Genomic DNA, 15,851 nt, shown 5'->3' with positions numbered 1-15,851 from the left:
ATCCCTGAACGGTCCACCGGTTGGAGCAGATGCTTCGAAACCTCCGCCAAGGCGTTAAACCGGAAAGGAACGAACATGGCGCTTCCCGATTTCTCCATGCGTCAGCTCTTGGAAGCTGGCGTCCACTATGGTCACCAAACTCAGCGTTGGAACCCGCGTATGGCGGAGTTCATCTACGGTGAGCGTAACGGCATTCACATCTTCGACCTGACCCAGACCGTCCCGATGCTGGACCAGGCTCTGCAGGCCGTGCGTGACACCGCCGCCAAAGGTGGCCGCATTCTCTTCGTCGGCACCAAACGCCAGGCCGCTGGCCCGGTTGCCGAAGCCGCAGAGAAATGTGCGCAATACTACATGAACCACCGCTGGCTGGGCGGCACGCTCACCAACTGGAAAACCGTGTCCCAATCGATCCAGCGTCTGGCTGCCATCGACGAGACCCTGTCCTCCGGCGCCGAAGGCCTCACCAAGAAAGAGCGCCTGAACATGGAACGTGACCAGGCCAAACTGCAAGCGTCCCTCGGCGGCATCCGTGAAATGGGCGGTCTGCCTGACCTGCTCTTCATCATCGACGTGAAAAAAGAAGATCTCGCGATCCTCGAAGCCAAGAAACTGGGCATCCCGGTTGTGGCCGTTGTCGACTCCAACTGCTCGCCGGCCGGTGTGGATTACATCATCCCGGGCAACGACGACGCCGCTCGCGCCATCGCGCTCTACACCGACCTCGTGGCTCGCGCCGCGCTTGACGGCATGACCGCTCAGATGGACGCCGCCGGTGTCGACATGGGCGCTTTCGAAGAGCTGCCGGTTGAAGAAGCCGTGGCCGAGGCCGTCGAAGAGTAATCTTCGCCTCCGGGCCGGTTTGTCGGTCCGGTCGTTACAAAATTGATACGGGGGCAGGGTAATCCCGCCCCCGCAAGCATATCCCAGAATTCGAGGAGAGCCGACATGGCAATCACTGCTGCTCAGGTCAAAGAACTGCGCGAATCCACCGGCGCAGGCATGATGGACGCGAAAAAAGCGCTGGTCGAAACCGATGGCGACATGGAAGCCGCCGTTGACTGGCTGCGCACCAAAGGTCTGGCGAAAGCCGCGAAGAAATCCGGTCGTACCGCAGCCGAGGGCCTCGTGGCCGTCGCCGTGAACGGCGGTGTGGGCGTCGCCGTCGAGGTGAACTCCGAGACCGACTTCGTTGCGAAAAACGCTGAATTCCAAACCATGGTGAAAGACATCGCCACCGCCGCTCTGGGCGTTGCGAATGTCGAAGAGCTGGTCTCCGCCGACGTGAACGGCAAGCCGGTCTCCGAGCTGATCACCGACAAGATCGCCAAAATCGGCGAGAACATGGGTCTGCGCCGCATGGCCAAGCTCGAAGCCGAAACCGTTGTGACCTATGTGCACAACGCGGCGGCTGACGGCATGGGCAAAATCGGTGTGCTCGTCGGTCTCAAAGGCGGCAACGAAGCCTTTGGCAAACAGGTTGCGATGCACATTGCCGCCGCCAACCCGCAGGGCCTCGGCGAAGCCGATCTCGACCCGGCTGTGGTGGAAAAAGAGCGTCAGATCCAGATCGAGATCGCTCGTGAGTCCGGCAAACCGGAAGCCATCATCGAGAACATGATCAAGGGCCGTATGGCGAAATTCATCGCCGAGTCGACCCTCCTTGGTCAGGCCTTCGTGGTGAACCCGGACCTCACCGTCGAGAAAGCCGCGAAAGAGGCTGGTGCCGAGATCACCGGTTTCGTGCGTCTCGAAGTCGGCGAAGGCATCGAGAAAGCCGAAGAAGATTTTGCCGCTGAAGTCGCGAAAGTCATGCAGGGCTAATCCTGTCATCTTCGGAAGACTGTGTTTCGGGTCGTCTCCTTCGGGAGGCGGCCTTTTTCATGTCGGTTTGGCGGGACGGTTATGCCGAAAAGAAAAGGGTGGCTCGAAGAGCCACCCTTTGCGGGACAAAACCTTGGATGAGGGACCCCGCAAAACTCATACACAAAAAAGGACCGCACGGTTGAGTATAAACCCGCGGCCCTTCAAAGAAGCATCGGTAAGCCGAATGACCCTGGCGATCCCGTACCCCCCGTCCCAAAGGCCAAGCCTCGAAAGCCGGAACAATCTCATTTTGTTCCGCACGCAACCAGAACGAAAGTACGCAATTCCATACCTTTTGGTTGATTTTATGCGTACACATTTCGAGGGCAGGGTTCAGAAAGTGAAAATTTGGTTGTGTAATGAAGCCTTTAGCACTGCCTGAGCCGTGGTTTCCACGCCCAGAGCCTCACGCGCGAGGCGCAGGTGTTTCTCTACCGTGGCTTTGTTCAGGCCCAGAATTTGCGCGGTATCTGCCACGGTTTTCCCATCGCTGATCCACTCGAGCACTTCGCGCTGGCGCTTGGTCAACATGCGTTTCGGCAGCGGCATGCTGATCAGCTTCAGATGCGCAATGCCGCACAGGATCTCGATATCCTCGCCATGTGCGGCCCAGATCGCATCGGCTTGGGACTGCATGCCGTTGAACGGTTCGAGCGACATGCCGATCGCGCCCTTGGCCCGTTTGAGCGAATGCGGGAAGGCGACCGTGTAACCTGCGGTGACGCCGGAAGCCTGGTTGAAGGCGACAACCTCACGCTCCTTCTCGGTGAAACTGGCAAGATTTTCGCCGATCCACCCCCATGAGCAGCACCCCGAATTTTCCACCGCCCAACGTACCATCGGGCCATGGCGATAACGGCCTTCGAGGAAATAGCCCTTCATATACTCCGGGCCGAAATTGGTCAGGAAGAGGTGATCGTTGTCATCGCCGAACCCGGAATCGGTGTGAAACCGCGTGAAACCATAGAGCACATGATGAAAGCCGATTGTTTTCAACCGACTCAACAAGGTCTCCCAGACCTCCTGGACCGTTGTCGCGTAGAGGATCTTCTGGACCTGATTGTGAATTCTCGTGTCCCCCATGAGGCGAAATTAGGTAGAAATCTCAAACCGTGCAAGACATCCCCCGAGGTCAACTCTATGCGCTGTTTCCGCACATTGAAGCACCATTCCTGTGCGTCACCCCACGACATGGGCCAGAAAAAGGCAGCTTTCCGAATTCACCACACCGGGAATTTCACGGATTTCACGCAGAATTCGGTCGAAATTCACCAGACTGTCGGTCCGAATATCGACGACAAGATCCCAAGCGCCATTGGTGGCGAAGACCGTGGAGACACCGGGAATGCGGGTCAGGGTACGGATCACCTGACGTGACATCTTGCCCTGAAGCGCAACAAGGGTAATTGCCCGCACCTCGCCCTCGACATCCACATCGGTCTCGATGGTGAACCGTCGGATGTGGCCGTTCGCCACCAGAGCATCGAGCCGCGTGCGCGCGGTGCTGCGTGACAGGCCCGTGTCCTGCGCCAGTTCGGTGATCGACAGTCTGGCATTGCGCCGCAGAGCGCTCAGGATCGCACGGTCGCTGTCTGTCAGGGCAGGGCTGTTCATTTTGATTTCTCGATTGATCATTTTGATAAAAACTAAATCCAAAATGGCCAGATTATAAGTCACAATTTTCGCCGAACCGGCGCATACTACGGAAAACGCACATCCTCACAAAGGTCTTCCGCAGATGATGAAATCCACCGTCCTCTTCGGCGTCCCGGTTGAAACCGGCGCCTCGCAACGCGGCTGCCTGATGGGTCCCGCCAGCCTGCGAACCGCCGGGCTTCCCGAGACGCTCAAGGCACTTGGCTGGTCGGTCGAAGATCGCGGCGACATCCAGATCGCAGCGCAGGAGATCGCGCCCCATGCCAACCCTGCGGTGCACAACCTCTCTGAGACGCGCGCCTGGATCGAGGCGCTCGAGCCCGCCGCCTATGCCGCCGCGCGCGACAGCGATCTGCCGATCTTCATGGGCGGCGATCATTCCATGTCCGCCGGAACCGTGCCGGGCGTGGCGCGCCGCGCGGCTGAGGAGGGCCGCCCGCTGTTTGTGCTCTGGCTCGATGCCCACCCGGATTTGCACACGCTCGATACGACTGAGAGCGGCAATTTGCACGGCACACCGGTGGCTTATTTCACCGGACAAGAGGGCTTTGAGACCTATCCCACGCTGACCCATGCGGTGGCGCCCGAGCATATGTGTTTCATCGGCATTCGCTCCGTCGATCCGGCGGAACATGAGCGCATTCAAAGGTTTGAGATGGATGTGCAGGACATGCGCGCGATTGACGAGACCGGGGTTCTGGTGCCGCTTCGCGCGTTTCTCGACCGTGTCCGGGCCGCGAATGGCCGTCTGCATGTGAGCTTTGACGTCGATTTTCTCGACCCGGGGATCGCACCTGCCGTGGGCACCACTGTGCCGGGCGGCGCGACCTTTCGCGAGGCGCATCTGATCATGGAAACGCTGTGCGACAGCGGCCTCGTGGGCTCGCTCGATCTGGTGGAGTTGAACCCCTTTCTCGATGAGCGCGGGCGCACGGCGAAACTGCTCTGCGATTTGACGGCCAGCCTGTTCGGCCGCCGCGTTCTCGACCGTATGACCCGGAGTTTTGGATGAATATGCTCGCCCCCTCTGAACTCGCCTATGTGCCCTTCGTCTCCGTCGCAAACATGATGCGCCTCGTGCATCACATTGGAATTGAAAGGTTTCTCACCGATCTCGCGACCTATATCGAAGAGGATTTCAAACGCTGGCCCGAGTTCGACAAAACCCCGCGCGTGGCGTCCCATGTGCCGGGCGGTGTGATCGAACTGATGCCGACGGCGGATGATCGGCTTTACGGCTTCAAATATGTCAACGGCCATCCGAAAAACACCAAAACCGGCCATCAGACCGTGACGGCCTTCGGCGTTTTGTCTGAGGTTTCAACCGGCTATCCGGTGTTGCTCACGGAAATGACAGTTTTGACGGCGCTGCGCACGGCGGCCACATCGGCGCTTGTCGGCAGATATCTCGCGCCAAAGGGGGCCGAGGTCATGGCGATGATCGGCAACGGTGCGCAATGCGAGTTTCAGGCCATGGCCTTCCGCGCCATATGTAGCATCAACCGGCTGCGCCTCTACGACATCGACCCGGCGGCCACGGCCAAGGCAAAACGCAACCTCGAATCGCAAGGCTTTGAAATTACATGCTGTTCCAGCGCACAGGAGGCAGTGATCGGCGCAGAGGTGATCACCACCTGCACCGCCGACAAACAATATGCCACGATCCTGACCGACAACATGGTCGGGCGCGGCCAGCATATCAACGCCATCGGCGGCGACTGTCCGGGGAAGACGGAGCTGCACCCGGATATTCTCCGGCGCGCCGAGATTTTCGTGGAATACCCGGAGCAAACCCGGATCGAGGGGGAGATCCAGCAGCTTGGCCCCGATCACCCGGTGACCGAGCTCTGGCAGGTGATGCGCGGCGAATTGACAGGGCGGCGCGACGCGGCGCAGCTCACGCTGTTCGACAGCGTGGGCTTTGCGACGGAGGATTTCTCGGCGTTGCGTTACGTGAGACACCTCGTGCAAGGCACGGATTTTGCGGAAAATCTCGACATGCTCGCCGACCCGGACGACCCCCGCGACCTGTTCGGTATGCTCGCGCGATCGGCGGGCTGAATTTCAGCCGCCGATCCCCAAGGCCTTGTAGATATCGGCCAAACGGCGCACGGCGATGATATAGGCGGCGGTGCGCAGGTCGGGAATGTCGTCGGAGCTGTTCCAGAGCCGGGACATTTCGCCATAGGCGGACCGCATCTTGTCATCGAGGCCTGAACGTACCAGATCGATCTCGCGGGCGCCGTCGAGGAAGGTCTCGGCTCCCTCCGGGAATTGGTGGCCGGTCATGCTCTCGATCTGACGTGCGAGCATGCGGTTGCCCTGTTCGTCGCGGCGCCGCTCCATCAGGCCAAAGGGAATATGGGTCAGGTTTTTGACCCATTCGAAATAGCTCACGGTCACACCGCCCGCGTTGGCGTAGAGATCGGGGACGATCACCACGCCGCGCTCGCGCAGGAGCGTATTGGCGGCATAGGTGATCGGACCGTTGGCCGCCTCGACGATCATCTTCGCTTTGATTTCATGGGCATTTCCGTCGTGGATCGCGCTTTCAAGCGCCGCCGGAATGAGAATGTCGCAGGCATCGCTCAAGGCCGATCCACTGTCGTATTCACCACCCGCAAAACCGCTCACGCCACCGGTTTCCACCATATGCGCATGCAGCGCCTCGATGTCGATGCCGTCTGGATTGCGCACTGAGCCGTCGCGCTCGACCACCGCGATGATCTTGCAGCCATCTTCCTCGCTCAGGAATTTCGCCGCGTGATAGCCGACATTGCCGAGGCCCTGAATGACCACCGTGCGGCCTTCGAGCCGGTCGGGCAGGCCGGTTTTCGCGATGTCCTCGGGGGTCTGGAAAAACACCTGGATGGCGTATTGCACGCCACGCCCGGTGGCCTCGATGCGGCCCTCGATGCCGCCCATGGCAATCGGTTTGCCGGTGACACAGGCATTGGCGTTGATGTCACTGGATTTCATCTGCCGATATTCGTCGGCAATCCAGATCATGGTCTTTTCATTGGTGCCGACATCCGGGGCCGGGACGTTTTGCGAGGGGCTGAGGAAATCGTGCCGCGCCAGTTCCCGAGCAAATCGGCGAGTGATGCGCTCGAGCTCATGCGGGGCCCATTCGGAAGGGTCGATCTTCAACGCGCCCTTGGAGCCGCCGAAGGGGAGGTCCATCAGCGCGCATTTGTAGGACATGAGGGCTGCGAGCGCCTCGACCTCTTCGAGATTGGCATAGGGCGCATAGCGAATGCCCCCCTTGGCCGGGCTGGGGTGATTGGAATGAACGGAGCGCCAGCCCTCGAACGTGTGCATCTTGCCCCGCAGCCGCACGCCAAAGCGGGTCGTCAGAGTGGTGTTGCAGACAGAGATTTTCTCCGCCAGCCCTTCTTCGAGCGACATGATTTTGGCCGCATCGTTGAACATATTGGTGACGTCGGCGAGAAAGCCGTGGCTCGCGGTCATGATATCCTCCCTCAAAATGTGTTGGGGCGGCAAGAGGCCGCCCCGACCGGATCAGTTCAACCCGCCGAAGCAGAGGTTTTTGATCTCGAGATAATCGTCCATGCCGTATTTCGAGCCTTCGCGGCCCATGCCGGACTGTTTGACGCCGCCGAACGGGGCCATTTCCGTGGAAATCGCGCCGGTGTTGATGCCGACCATGCCGCTTTCCAGCGCCTCGCCCACACGCCAGGCGCGGTTCAGGTCAGAGGTGTAGAAATAGGAGGCCAGCCCGAATTCCGTGGCATTGGCATAGGCCAGCGCCTCATCTTCGGTCTCGAATTTCACCAGCGGTGCCAAGGGACCAAAGGTTTCCTCGCGGGCAACCTGCATCTCCTGCGTCACGCCTTTGAGGAGCGTCGGCTCGAAGAAGGTCTGGCCGAGGTTCGAGCGATTGCCGCCAGTGACCACTTCCGCGCCTTTCTCGACCGCATCCGCGATATGGCTTTCGACCTTCGCAACTGCCGCCGCGTTGATCAGCGGGCCGGTGTTGACCCCCTCGGCAAAGCCGTCACCAAGCGTCAGGCTTTCCAAGGCTTTCGCCAGTTTCGCGGCGAAGGTGTCATAGATTCCGGACTGAACATAGATGCGGTTGGCACAGACGCAGGTCTGGCCGTTGTTGCGGAATTTCGCAATCATGCAGCCCTCGACCGCCGCATCCACATCGGCATCGTCGAACACCACAAAAGGCGCATTGCCGCCCAGTTCCATGGACATTTTCTTGACCGTGCCAGCGCCTTGAGCGAGCAGGATTTTCCCCACGCGCGTCGAGCCAGTGAAGGTGATTTTCGCCACTTTCTCGTTAGCGCACATCTCCTGGCCCATGCCTGCGGCGTCGAGCCCCGTCAGCACGTTGAACACACCCGCGGGCACGCCTGCGCGCTCTGCCAGAACGGCGAGGGACAGCGCGGAGAGCGGCGTGAACTCGGAGGGCCGCGCCACCATGGTGCAGCCTGCGGCCAGTGCCGGCGCCATCTTGCGCGCCAGCATGGCGTTCGGGAAGTTCCACGGCGTAATGGAGCCGACCACGCCCACCGGTTGCTTGACGATCACCATACGTTTGTCGTTTTGCGGACCGGGGATCATGTCGCCGTAAATGCGCTTGGTCTCTTCGGCGAACCATTCGACATAGGAGGCGCCGTAAAGGATCTCGCCGCGGGCTTCGGCCCAGGGCTTGCCCATCTCGGCGGTGAGGATCGTCGCCAGATCGTCGGCATTCTCGACCATGAGATCGAACAGTCTGCGCAGGATCGCGGAGCGTTCCTTGACGCTCGTTGCGGCCCAAGCCTTTTTCGCCGCATAGGCGGCATCGATCGCCATGGCGACATCTTCCGCCGACAGGTCGGTGACATGGGCGATCACCTCGCCGGTGGAGGGGTTCTCCACCGGAAAGGTTTTTTTGCCTTCGACCCAGACGCCATTCACATAGGCGCGGGTTTCCAGCAGGGTTTTGTCGTTCAGCTCACGCATCTCAGAGTCCTTTTGCCGCTTTGGCAGCGTTTTCGAGGATATCGAGCGCTTCTGCAAACACATCGTCCTGAATGGTGATCGGCGCGAGGAAGCGGATCACGTTGCCATAGACGCCGCAGGTCAGCAGAAGCAGGCCACGGTTGAGCGCCTCGACCCGGATCGCATTGGCAAGCTCAGGGGCAGGGGTGCCGTCGGCGTGGCAGAACTCGGCCGCGACCATGAAACCGGGCCCACGCACTTCGACGATCTCCGGCACATCGGCTTTCAGCGCTTCAAGACGGGCCTTGAGCGTGTCGCCAAGCATATTGGCGCGGTCGCAGAGCTTTTCTTCTTCGATCACGTCGAGCACCGCATTCGCCGCCGCAATCGCCAGCGGGTTGCCGCCATAGGTGCCGCCAAGGCCGCCCGGACCGGCTGCGTCCATGATCTCGGCCTTGCCGACGACCGCAGAGATCGGGAAACCGCCGCCGAGGCTTTTCGCCATGGTGATCAGATCGGGCGCAACGCTGTAGGCGTCCATCGCAAAGACGGTGCCGGTGCGGGCAAAACCGGTCTGCACCTCGTCGGCGACCATCACGATGCCGTATTCGTCGCAGAGCGCGCGCAGGCGTTCGACAAACTCGGCGGGTGCCGGGTTGAACCCGCCTTCGCCTTGCACCGGTTCGAACACGATGGCGGCAACGCGGTTCGGGTCGACATCGGCTTTGAACAGGTGCTTGATCGCGTCGAACGTGTCGTCGACGGAGATGCCATGCAGCGCGTTGGGGTAGGGCGCGTGGAACACGTCGGCGGCCATCGGGCCGAAACCGACCTTGTACGGCACCACCTTGCCGGTCATCGACATGGTCATGAAAGTCCGGCCATGGAAGCCACCATTGAAGGTGATGACCGCCGAACGACCGGTTGCGGCACGGGCAATTTTGACCGCGTTTTCAAGGGCCTCTGCGCCGGTCGTGACAAAGAGGGATTTCTTGTCGAAATCGCCCGGAGCCAGCGCGTTCAGACGCTCGGCAAGGCGGACGTAGTTCTCATAGGGCACGACTTGGTGGCAGGTGTGCGTAAAGGACGCGAGCTGTTTTTCGACGGCGGCGATGACCTTCGGGTGGCGGTGGCCGGTGTTGAGCACGGCGATGCCGGAGGCGAAGTCGATCAGGCGATTGCCGTCTTCGTCCCAGATTTCGGCATTCTCAGCCTTTACCGCATAATGGTCGGTGAGCACACCCACGCCGCGGGCCAGAGCCGCCTTGCGACGGGCTTCGATTTCGGTATTTGCAGTCGATTTCAACATGATCTGTCCTTTCAGAGCGCTCATTCGGCGCGATGTTCTGTGTCTTGGCCCTGAGATTAGGGGTTTTATTATTTTCAAAAAGTCTGTTTCTTTATTTTCGTAACTCATTGTATTATGGTCATAACTCACTACTGTTTGGCTTATAATGAACACCCACAACACTTCCGACGATCTGGCCCTCGGTCACCGGCTGCGTGTCGTGCGCGAACGCGCCGGTCTGTCGCAGCGCAGTTTGGCCACGAAAGTCGGCGTGCCGAATTCGACCATTTCCCTGATTGAAAGCGGCAAGATGAACCCATCCGTCGGCGCGCTACACAAGATCCTCGCCGGTGTGCCCATCGGCCTGTCGGAGTTTTTCGCCATCGAGCCGGTGGCCGAGCAACAGATCTTTTACGCCGCCGAGGAGCTCACCGAGATCGGCAAAGGCAAGGTCTCGCTCAAACAGGTCGGACAATCACTGTTCGGACGTGCGATGATGATGCTCAAGGAGCGCTACGAGATCGGCGCGGACACCGGGCGCGTGATGTACGGCCACGAAGGCGAAGAAGCCGGGATCGTAATCTCAGGCCGCGTCGAGGTGACAGTTGGCGAGCAGCGCAAAATCCTTGGACCGGGCGATGCGTATTATTTCGAAAGCCGCACGCCGCATCGGTTTCGACAGGTGGGACCTGAGCCTTGCGAAGTTGTGAGCGCGGCAACGCCTCCGAGTTTTTGAGGGAATTACAGAGGGTTAGATTTCGCATTTCAATCTCATACTCAATAGATAATATACATAATACTAATTATAAGACTAATTTCATATTCTCATTCCGGCTGCCCCTGAAGCCGCCAATAGCCGCCTTTCAAAGCCATCAACGCGTCATGCGTCCCGGTCTCGCGCACACTCCCGGCCTCCATATAGACGATCAACCCTGCGTCGCGGATGGTCGACAGCCGATGCGCGATGACAAAGCTGGTGCGGCCCGCGCGCAACTCCGCCATGGCCTGTTGGATGAGCATTTCCGTGCGCGTGTCGACCGAGCTCGTCGCCTCGTCGAGGATCAGGATCGGCGCATCGAGCAGAAAGGCCCGCGCGATGGTGATCAGCTGGCGTTGCCCCTGCGACAGAGACGCGCCACCATTGTCGAGCACCGTGTCATAGCCCTCCGGCAAGGTCCGGACGAAATCATCGACGTGACAGCGCTTTGCGGCGGCAATCACCTCCTCGCGCGTCGCCTCCGGGCGGCCATAGGCGATGTTGTCATGGATCGTGCCGGTGTAGAGCCATGTGTCCTGCAACACCATCGCCATCGCCCGGCGCAGCTCGGTGCGCGGCATTTCGCGGATGTCCCGGCCATCGAGCCGGATCGCGCCGCTATCGATCTCGTAGAAGCGCATCAACAGGTTCACGAGCGTGGTTTTGCCCGCGCCCGTTGGCCCGACGATGGCCAGCATCTGGCCCGGCTCTGCCGTAAGGCTCACGTCTTCGAACAAAGGTTGATCCGGCAGGTAGCGGAAACCGACATGATCAAACTCCACACGTCCCTTGGCCGCCCCGGCGCCGGTTTCGACGGCGTCTGCGCCCATCTCAGGTGCGTCGAGCAATTCGAACACCCGCTCGGCCGAGGCCAGCGCCGATTGGATCTGCGCCGCCATGCTGCCAAGCTGCGACACCGGCTGGCCGATCTGGCGGATGTATTGAATGAAGGCCTGCAATTCCCCGAGGCTCAAGCCCCCCGCCAGCACCCGGAACGCCCCGAAAAGCACGACGGCGATATAGGCAAGGTTGGTGACGAACATGCTCAGCGGCTGGATCAGACTCGCAAGGATTTGCGCCCGCATCGCCGCGCGTGTCAGCGCCGCGTTCTGCGCCTCGAATTGCGCATCGACCCGTCTGCGCGCGCCGAACACGCGGATCAGCGTCTGACCGGTGAAACTTTCCTCGACCGTCGCATTGAGATGCCCGGTTTGGCGCCATTGCGCGGCGAATTGCGGCTTGGCGGCGCGGGCGATCAGCCGCGTCATGGTGAGCGATATGAGGATCGCGATCAGCGCGACACCTGCCAGCGGCGGCGACAGGAACAGCATCATCGCCAGCACGCCGACGATGGTCATGCTCATCAGAACCACCTGGCTTGAGACGTGCTGAAGGTTTTGGATCATATTGTCTATGTCATTGGTAAAGCGCGACAAAACCTCTCCGCGCGGCTGCGCATCATACCATTTGAGCGGCACGCGGGAGAGCTTGGCCTGCGCCGCAGCACGCAACCTCTGCCCCATGCTCTGCACCAGATCGTTGATCAGCCAGGCCTGCAACAGATTGAGCCCCGCCGCCGCCAGATAGATCGCCGCCACAAGCGCAAGCTGGCGCATGAGAGCTGCATGGCTGTAGCCGTCGCCCACCAGAATATCAGTGGCAAGCCCAAGCTGCCATGGCCCGACCGTGCTGCCCAAAACGCTGCCGAGGCTCAACAGCATGGTGGCGATCAACAAGGGGCGCCGCCGCCCGAAAGCCTGCCAGACCCGGACCAGCGCGTGGCGCGCATCCTTGGGTTTCGCCCCGCCGAGACCGGCGCCGGGACCGCGACGCGGGCCCTGATTTTCCGGGCGCTCGACCTGTTCGAGATTTTGCTCACGCACGCTCATGCTGCCGCCTCCGCACCCATTTGCGAGCGCACGATCTCGGCATAGACCGGGCAGTCACGCAGCAGAATATCATGAGGCGCAAAGCCCACCACCCGGCCGCGCTCGATCACCAGAATGCGGTCGGCCTCGCGGATCGACAAGACGCGCTGGCTGACGATGACGGTCGCGGCATGGGAGACGGCTCCGCGCAGCGCCGCCCGCAGCCGCGCATCCGTGGCCTGATCGAGGGCGGAGAAACTGTCGTCGAACAGATAGAGATCGGCGTCGCAGACCAGCGCGCGGGCGATGGCGAGGCGTTGCCGCTGGCCGCCTGAAAAATTCGTCCCGCCCTGCGCCACGGGGGCGTCGAGCCCGTCGGGCAGCGCCCGGACGAACTCCGCCGCCTGCGCCACATCGAGCGCCCGCCAGAGCGCCGCGTCATCGGCCTCGGGCGCGCCCAAACGCAGGGTGTCGCGCACCGTGCCGGAAAACAGATAGGCCTTTTGCGGCACATAGCCGAGGCGGCGCGCAAGATCCTCGCTCGCAATGTCGCGCAGATCGACACCGCCCAAGGTAACGCGCCCTTCGCTCGGGTCGTTCAACCGGGCGATCAGATTGACGATGGTGGATTTGCCGGAGCCGGTCGGCCCGATGATGCCCAGAACCTCGCCGGGGCCGAGATCGAAGGTGATATCCTGCAACACCCGGCTTTGCGCACCCGGATAGCCGAAACTCACCTCCTCGAACCGCAGATGCAACCCCTGCCCCTTGTCCGGCAAGGCGACGGGCGCGCTTGGCGGGCCGACTTCGAGCGGGCTCAGCAACAGATCGTCGATCCGCCGGGCGCTGACCAAAGCGCGCGGCAGCATCACGACGAGCATCCCCATCATCATGACCGCAATCAGGATCAGCGAGACATAAGAGAGAAAGGCGATCAGCGCGCCGACCTCCAGATCGCCGGAGATCACCCGGTCCGCGCCGAGCCAGATCAGCGCCACGGAGGCCATCTGCATCACCGCCGAGACCGAGGGCATGGTCATCGACATCAGCCGACCGGCGTGAATCGCGGTGCGGGTCAGGTCGGCATTGGCCTCGGCAAACCGTGCCGCTTCGCGGTCCTTTTGCAGGAAAGCGCGGATCACCCGAATGCCCTCGATCTGTTCGCGCAGCACTGAGTTCACCCGGTCGAGTTGCCCCTGCATGATCTGAAACAAAGGCGTCGCGCGGAGCGTCAAATTGCCGATGATCAGCGCCAGAACCGGCACGGCCACGAGCAAAAGTCCCGAGAGTTGAACATCTTGGCGCACCGCCATGATCGCGCCGCCCACCCCCATAATCGGCGCAATGACGATCATCGTCAGCGCCATGATCACCATGGTCTGAACCTGCAACACATCGTTGGTGCAGCGCGTGATCAGCGATCCGACGCTGAACCCCTGCACCTGCGACAGCGCCAGCCCATGGACTTTGTCGAACACATCCGCACGCAGATCCCGGCCGATCTGAAACGCGATCCTTGCGCCGAGCATGACGGCGACAATGCTCAGGACAAGCTGCACGATGGAGGCCAGCCCCATCAGCCCACTGAATTGCCAGATGACCCCGGGTGCCTTGGCGAGAATGCCGCGGTCGATCACATCGGCGCTGAACCCCGGCAACAAAAGCGAGGCGGAGACCTGCCCGAGCTGGCACAGGAGCAACAGCGCGATCGTCCGGCGATGTGCCCAAATCCGGCTGCGCAACCGCGGGGCTTCGTCTGTCTGTGCCTGCTGCATGATCTCTGCCCGTCTCTGGTGTTCTCCGAATTTCAGGTAATCCGGGTTCTCCTAAATGTCAAAGACGGGGTTCCGTCCCCCCTTCTTCCCAGCTGCTCAATCCTTCGGCACAAGGGCTCTCACACAGCCCCCTGAGAGCCCGCGCACAGCGGCTCGTGCTTGACCGTTCAAAAATTTGATCATATTTTTCCAGTGACGGATCAAAACGATCCCCGGCCCGTTTCGACTCTCTGCCTCCCGTGTCCGCCCCTGTGAACGATGCGCGCGGACGGGTCGGCGACAAAGGACAAAGACCATGCAAGACAACCACCTGCCCACCGCCGAGCTACAAGCGCTCGATGCCGCGCATCATATGCACCCGTTTACCTTTGGGGCTGAACTGGCCGAGAAAGGCGCGCGCATCATCACCAAGGCCAAGGGCGTTTTCCTGACCGACAGCGAGGGCGAGGAAATTCTCGACGCCATGGCGGGCCTGTGGTGTGTCAATGTCGGCTATGGGCGCGAGGAACTGGCCGATGTGGCCGCGCGGCAGATGAAGCAACTGCCGTTCTACAACACCTTCTTTCAGACCTCGCACGTCCCCGCAATCATGCTGGCGAAGAAACTCGCCGAGATTGCACCGGGCGATCTGAACCATGTGTTTTTCAATGGCTCCGGCTCGGATTCCAACGACACCAACCTGCGCATGGTGCGCCATTACTGGGAGCTCAAAGGCCAGCCCGAGCGCTTCAATGTGATCTCGCGCTGGAACGGCTACCACGGGTCCACCATGGGCGGCGGGTCCTTGGGCGGGATGAAGGGCATTCACGCGCAAGGCGGCCTGCCGATCCCCGGCATTCACCACATCGACCAGCCCGATTGGTGGTCCGAAGGCGGCGATATGACGCCCGAAGAATTCGGTCTGCAACGCGCACAGGAGCTTGAAGCGAAAATCCTTGAACTCGGACCCGAAACCGTCGCCGCCTTTATCGCCGAACCCGTTCAGGGCGCCGGTGGTGTGATCGTTCCGCCCGCGACCTATTGGCCGGAGATTCAGCGCATCGTGAAGAAATACGACATCTTGCTGATCGTCGACGAGGTCATCACCGGCTTTGGCCGCACCGGCAACTGGTTCGGCTCGCAAACCATGGGCATCACGCCCGACATCATGACCTGCGCAAAGGGCATCACCTCCGGCTATATCCCCTTGGGCGCCTCCATCGTGTCCGACAAGATCGCCAAGGTGATCGACGAGGGCGACGAGTTCGCCCATGGCTACACCTATTCCGGTCATCCGGTGGCCTGTGCCGTGGCGCTCGAAAACATCCGCCTTCTCGAAGAAGAAGGCATCGTCGAGCGCGCGGGCAAAGAAATCGCGCCCTATCTCAAGGAAAAATGGGAAGCGCTGGTCGATCACCCGCTGGTGGGCGAAGCCAAGATCGTCGGCATGATGGGCTCCATCGCCCTCACTCCTAACAAGGCCACGCGGGCGAAATTCAAGGCCCCCGGCGGCACGGTCGGCTATATCTGCCGCGAGCGCTGTTTCGCGAACAATCTGGTGATGCGCCATGTCGGCGACCGGATGATCATCTCGCCGCCGTTGACGATCACCAAGGCCGAGGTCGATATCCTCATCGAACGCGCCCGCAAGTCGCTCGACGAGACGCTGGAGCGGATCAATGCGGAGGGGCTGAACGCCTGAGGTT

13 protein-coding genes are annotated in these 15,851 nt (G+C 61.1%); 6 read left to right on the top strand and 7 right to left on the bottom strand.

Annotated elements, in window-relative coordinates; translation table 11 throughout:
* Positions 1–75 precede the first annotated feature (75 nt).
* Both rpsB and tsf read left to right on the top strand, forming a co-directional pair.
* Positions 76–843, top strand: a complete 768-nt coding sequence (rpsB, locus tag V1471_RS05005; RefSeq protein WP_434287230.1) for a 30S ribosomal protein S2 — start codon at positions 76–78, stop codon at positions 841–843.
* 105 nt (positions 844–948) lie between these two features.
* Positions 949–1,824, top strand: coding sequence for a translation elongation factor Ts (tsf, locus tag V1471_RS05000; protein ID WP_434287228.1), 876 nt, complete (start codon positions 949–951; stop codon positions 1,822–1,824).
* Between the two features lie 375 nt (positions 1,825–2,199).
* Here the strand turns inward: tsf and V1471_RS04995 are convergent, their stop codons facing one another.
* Complete coding sequence (locus tag V1471_RS04995; RefSeq protein ID WP_434287227.1) at positions 2,200–2,949, bottom strand: helix-turn-helix transcriptional regulator; 750 nt, start codon at positions 2,947–2,949, stop codon at positions 2,200–2,202.
* Positions 2,950–3,045: 96 nt separating this feature from the next.
* Positions 3,046–3,480 (bottom strand): Lrp/AsnC family transcriptional regulator, encoded by a 435-nt coding sequence (locus V1471_RS04990; protein ID WP_434287226.1) that lies wholly within the window; start codon positions 3,478–3,480, stop codon positions 3,046–3,048.
* Between the two features lie 127 nt (positions 3,481–3,607).
* Here V1471_RS04990 and rocF point away from each other — a divergent pair, with 127 nt between their 5' ends.
* Together rocF and V1471_RS04980 are read left to right on the top strand one after the other, a co-directional pair.
* The gene (gene rocF / locus V1471_RS04985) at positions 3,608–4,534 is read left to right on the top strand and encodes an arginase (RefSeq protein WP_434290864.1); all 927 of its coding nucleotides are present in this window, start codon (positions 3,608–3,610) and stop codon (positions 4,532–4,534) included.
* Positions 4,531–5,583, top strand: coding sequence for an ornithine cyclodeaminase (locus V1471_RS04980; RefSeq protein WP_434287225.1), 1,053 nt, complete (start codon positions 4,531–4,533; stop codon positions 5,581–5,583). Before rocF ends, V1471_RS04980 begins: the two co-directional genes overlap by 4 nt.
* 3 nt (positions 5,584–5,586) lie before the next feature.
* Here the strand turns inward: V1471_RS04980 and V1471_RS04975 are convergent, their stop codons facing one another.
* The 3 genes from V1471_RS04975 to V1471_RS04965 are packed head-to-tail and all read right to left on the bottom strand — an operon-like array spanning position 5,587 to position 9,787.
* Entirely contained in the window at positions 5,587–6,993 is a 1,407-nt protein-coding gene (locus V1471_RS04975; RefSeq protein WP_434287224.1) for a Glu/Leu/Phe/Val family dehydrogenase, read from the bottom strand.
* A gap of 51 nt (positions 6,994–7,044) precedes the next feature.
* The gene (locus V1471_RS04970; RefSeq protein WP_434287223.1) at positions 7,045–8,499 is read right to left on the bottom strand and encodes an NAD-dependent succinate-semialdehyde dehydrogenase; all 1,455 of its coding nucleotides are present in this window, start codon (positions 8,497–8,499) and stop codon (positions 7,045–7,047) included.
* A 1-nt stretch (position 8,500) separates the two neighbouring features.
* Positions 8,501–9,787 carry a 4-aminobutyrate--2-oxoglutarate transaminase gene (locus V1471_RS04965; RefSeq protein WP_434287222.1) on the bottom strand — a complete coding sequence of 429 codons (1,287 nt, stop codon included), beginning with the start codon at positions 9,785–9,787 and terminating at the stop codon, positions 8,501–8,503.
* 145 nt (positions 9,788–9,932) lie between these two features.
* Here V1471_RS04965 and V1471_RS04960 point away from each other — a divergent pair, with 145 nt between their 5' ends.
* Positions 9,933–10,502, top strand: coding sequence for a cupin domain-containing protein (locus V1471_RS04960; protein ID WP_434287221.1), 570 nt, complete (start codon positions 9,933–9,935; stop codon positions 10,500–10,502).
* Between the two features lie 89 nt (positions 10,503–10,591).
* Here V1471_RS04960 and V1471_RS04955 read toward each other — a convergent pair whose 3' ends face one another.
* Both V1471_RS04955 and V1471_RS04950 read right to left on the bottom strand, forming a co-directional pair.
* Positions 10,592–12,412 carry an ABC transporter ATP-binding protein gene (locus V1471_RS04955; RefSeq protein WP_434287219.1) on the bottom strand — a complete coding sequence of 607 codons (1,821 nt, stop codon included), beginning with the start codon at positions 12,410–12,412 and terminating at the stop codon, positions 10,592–10,594.
* The gene (locus tag V1471_RS04950; protein ID WP_434287218.1) at positions 12,409–14,166 is read right to left on the bottom strand and encodes an ABC transporter ATP-binding protein; all 1,758 of its coding nucleotides are present in this window, start codon (positions 14,164–14,166) and stop codon (positions 12,409–12,411) included. The genes V1471_RS04955 and V1471_RS04950 overlap by 4 nt, the downstream gene beginning before the upstream one ends.
* A gap of 295 nt (positions 14,167–14,461) precedes the next feature.
* Here V1471_RS04950 and V1471_RS04945 point away from each other — a divergent pair, with 295 nt between their 5' ends.
* Positions 14,462–15,847, top strand: a complete 1,386-nt coding sequence (locus tag V1471_RS04945; RefSeq protein ID WP_434287217.1) for an aspartate aminotransferase family protein — start codon at positions 14,462–14,464, stop codon at positions 15,845–15,847.
* The last annotated feature ends 4 nt before the right edge of the window (positions 15,848–15,851 follow it).

The organism is Celeribacter sp. SCSIO 80788 (genome assembly GCF_051054295.1).
Classification (GTDB): Bacteria; Pseudomonadota; Alphaproteobacteria; order Rhodobacterales; family Rhodobacteraceae; genus Celeribacter.
This window is presented reverse-complemented; position numbering and strand designations above follow the sequence as displayed.

Coding starts and splice junctions, on each gene's coding strand:
- rpsB (WP_434287230.1), top strand. CDS start 76: ATGGCGCTTCCCGATTTCTCCATGCGTCAGCTCTTGGAAGCTGGCGTC.
- tsf (WP_434287228.1), top strand. CDS start 949: ATGGCAATCACTGCTGCTCAGGTCAAAGAACTGCGCGAATCCACCGGC.
- V1471_RS04995 (WP_434287227.1), bottom strand. CDS start 2,949: ATGGGGGACACGAGAATTCACAATCAGGTCCAGAAGATCCTCTACGCG.
- V1471_RS04990 (WP_434287226.1), bottom strand. CDS start 3,480: ATGAACAGCCCTGCCCTGACAGACAGCGACCGTGCGATCCTGAGCGCT.
- rocF (WP_434290864.1), top strand. CDS start 3,608: ATGAAATCCACCGTCCTCTTCGGCGTCCCGGTTGAAACCGGCGCCTCG.
- V1471_RS04980 (WP_434287225.1), top strand. CDS start 4,531: ATGAATATGCTCGCCCCCTCTGAACTCGCCTATGTGCCCTTCGTCTCC.
- V1471_RS04975 (WP_434287224.1), bottom strand. CDS start 6,993: ATGACCGCGAGCCACGGCTTTCTCGCCGACGTCACCAATATGTTCAAC.
- V1471_RS04970 (WP_434287223.1), bottom strand. CDS start 8,499: ATGCGTGAGCTGAACGACAAAACCCTGCTGGAAACCCGCGCCTATGTG.
- V1471_RS04965 (WP_434287222.1), bottom strand. CDS start 9,787: ATGTTGAAATCGACTGCAAATACCGAAATCGAAGCCCGTCGCAAGGCG.
- V1471_RS04960 (WP_434287221.1), top strand. CDS start 9,933: ATGAACACCCACAACACTTCCGACGATCTGGCCCTCGGTCACCGGCTG.
- V1471_RS04955 (WP_434287219.1), bottom strand. CDS start 12,412: ATGAGCGTGCGTGAGCAAAATCTCGAACAGGTCGAGCGCCCGGAAAAT.
- V1471_RS04950 (WP_434287218.1), bottom strand. CDS start 14,166: ATGCAGCAGGCACAGACAGACGAAGCCCCGCGGTTGCGCAGCCGGATT.
- V1471_RS04945 (WP_434287217.1), top strand. CDS start 14,462: ATGCAAGACAACCACCTGCCCACCGCCGAGCTACAAGCGCTCGATGCC.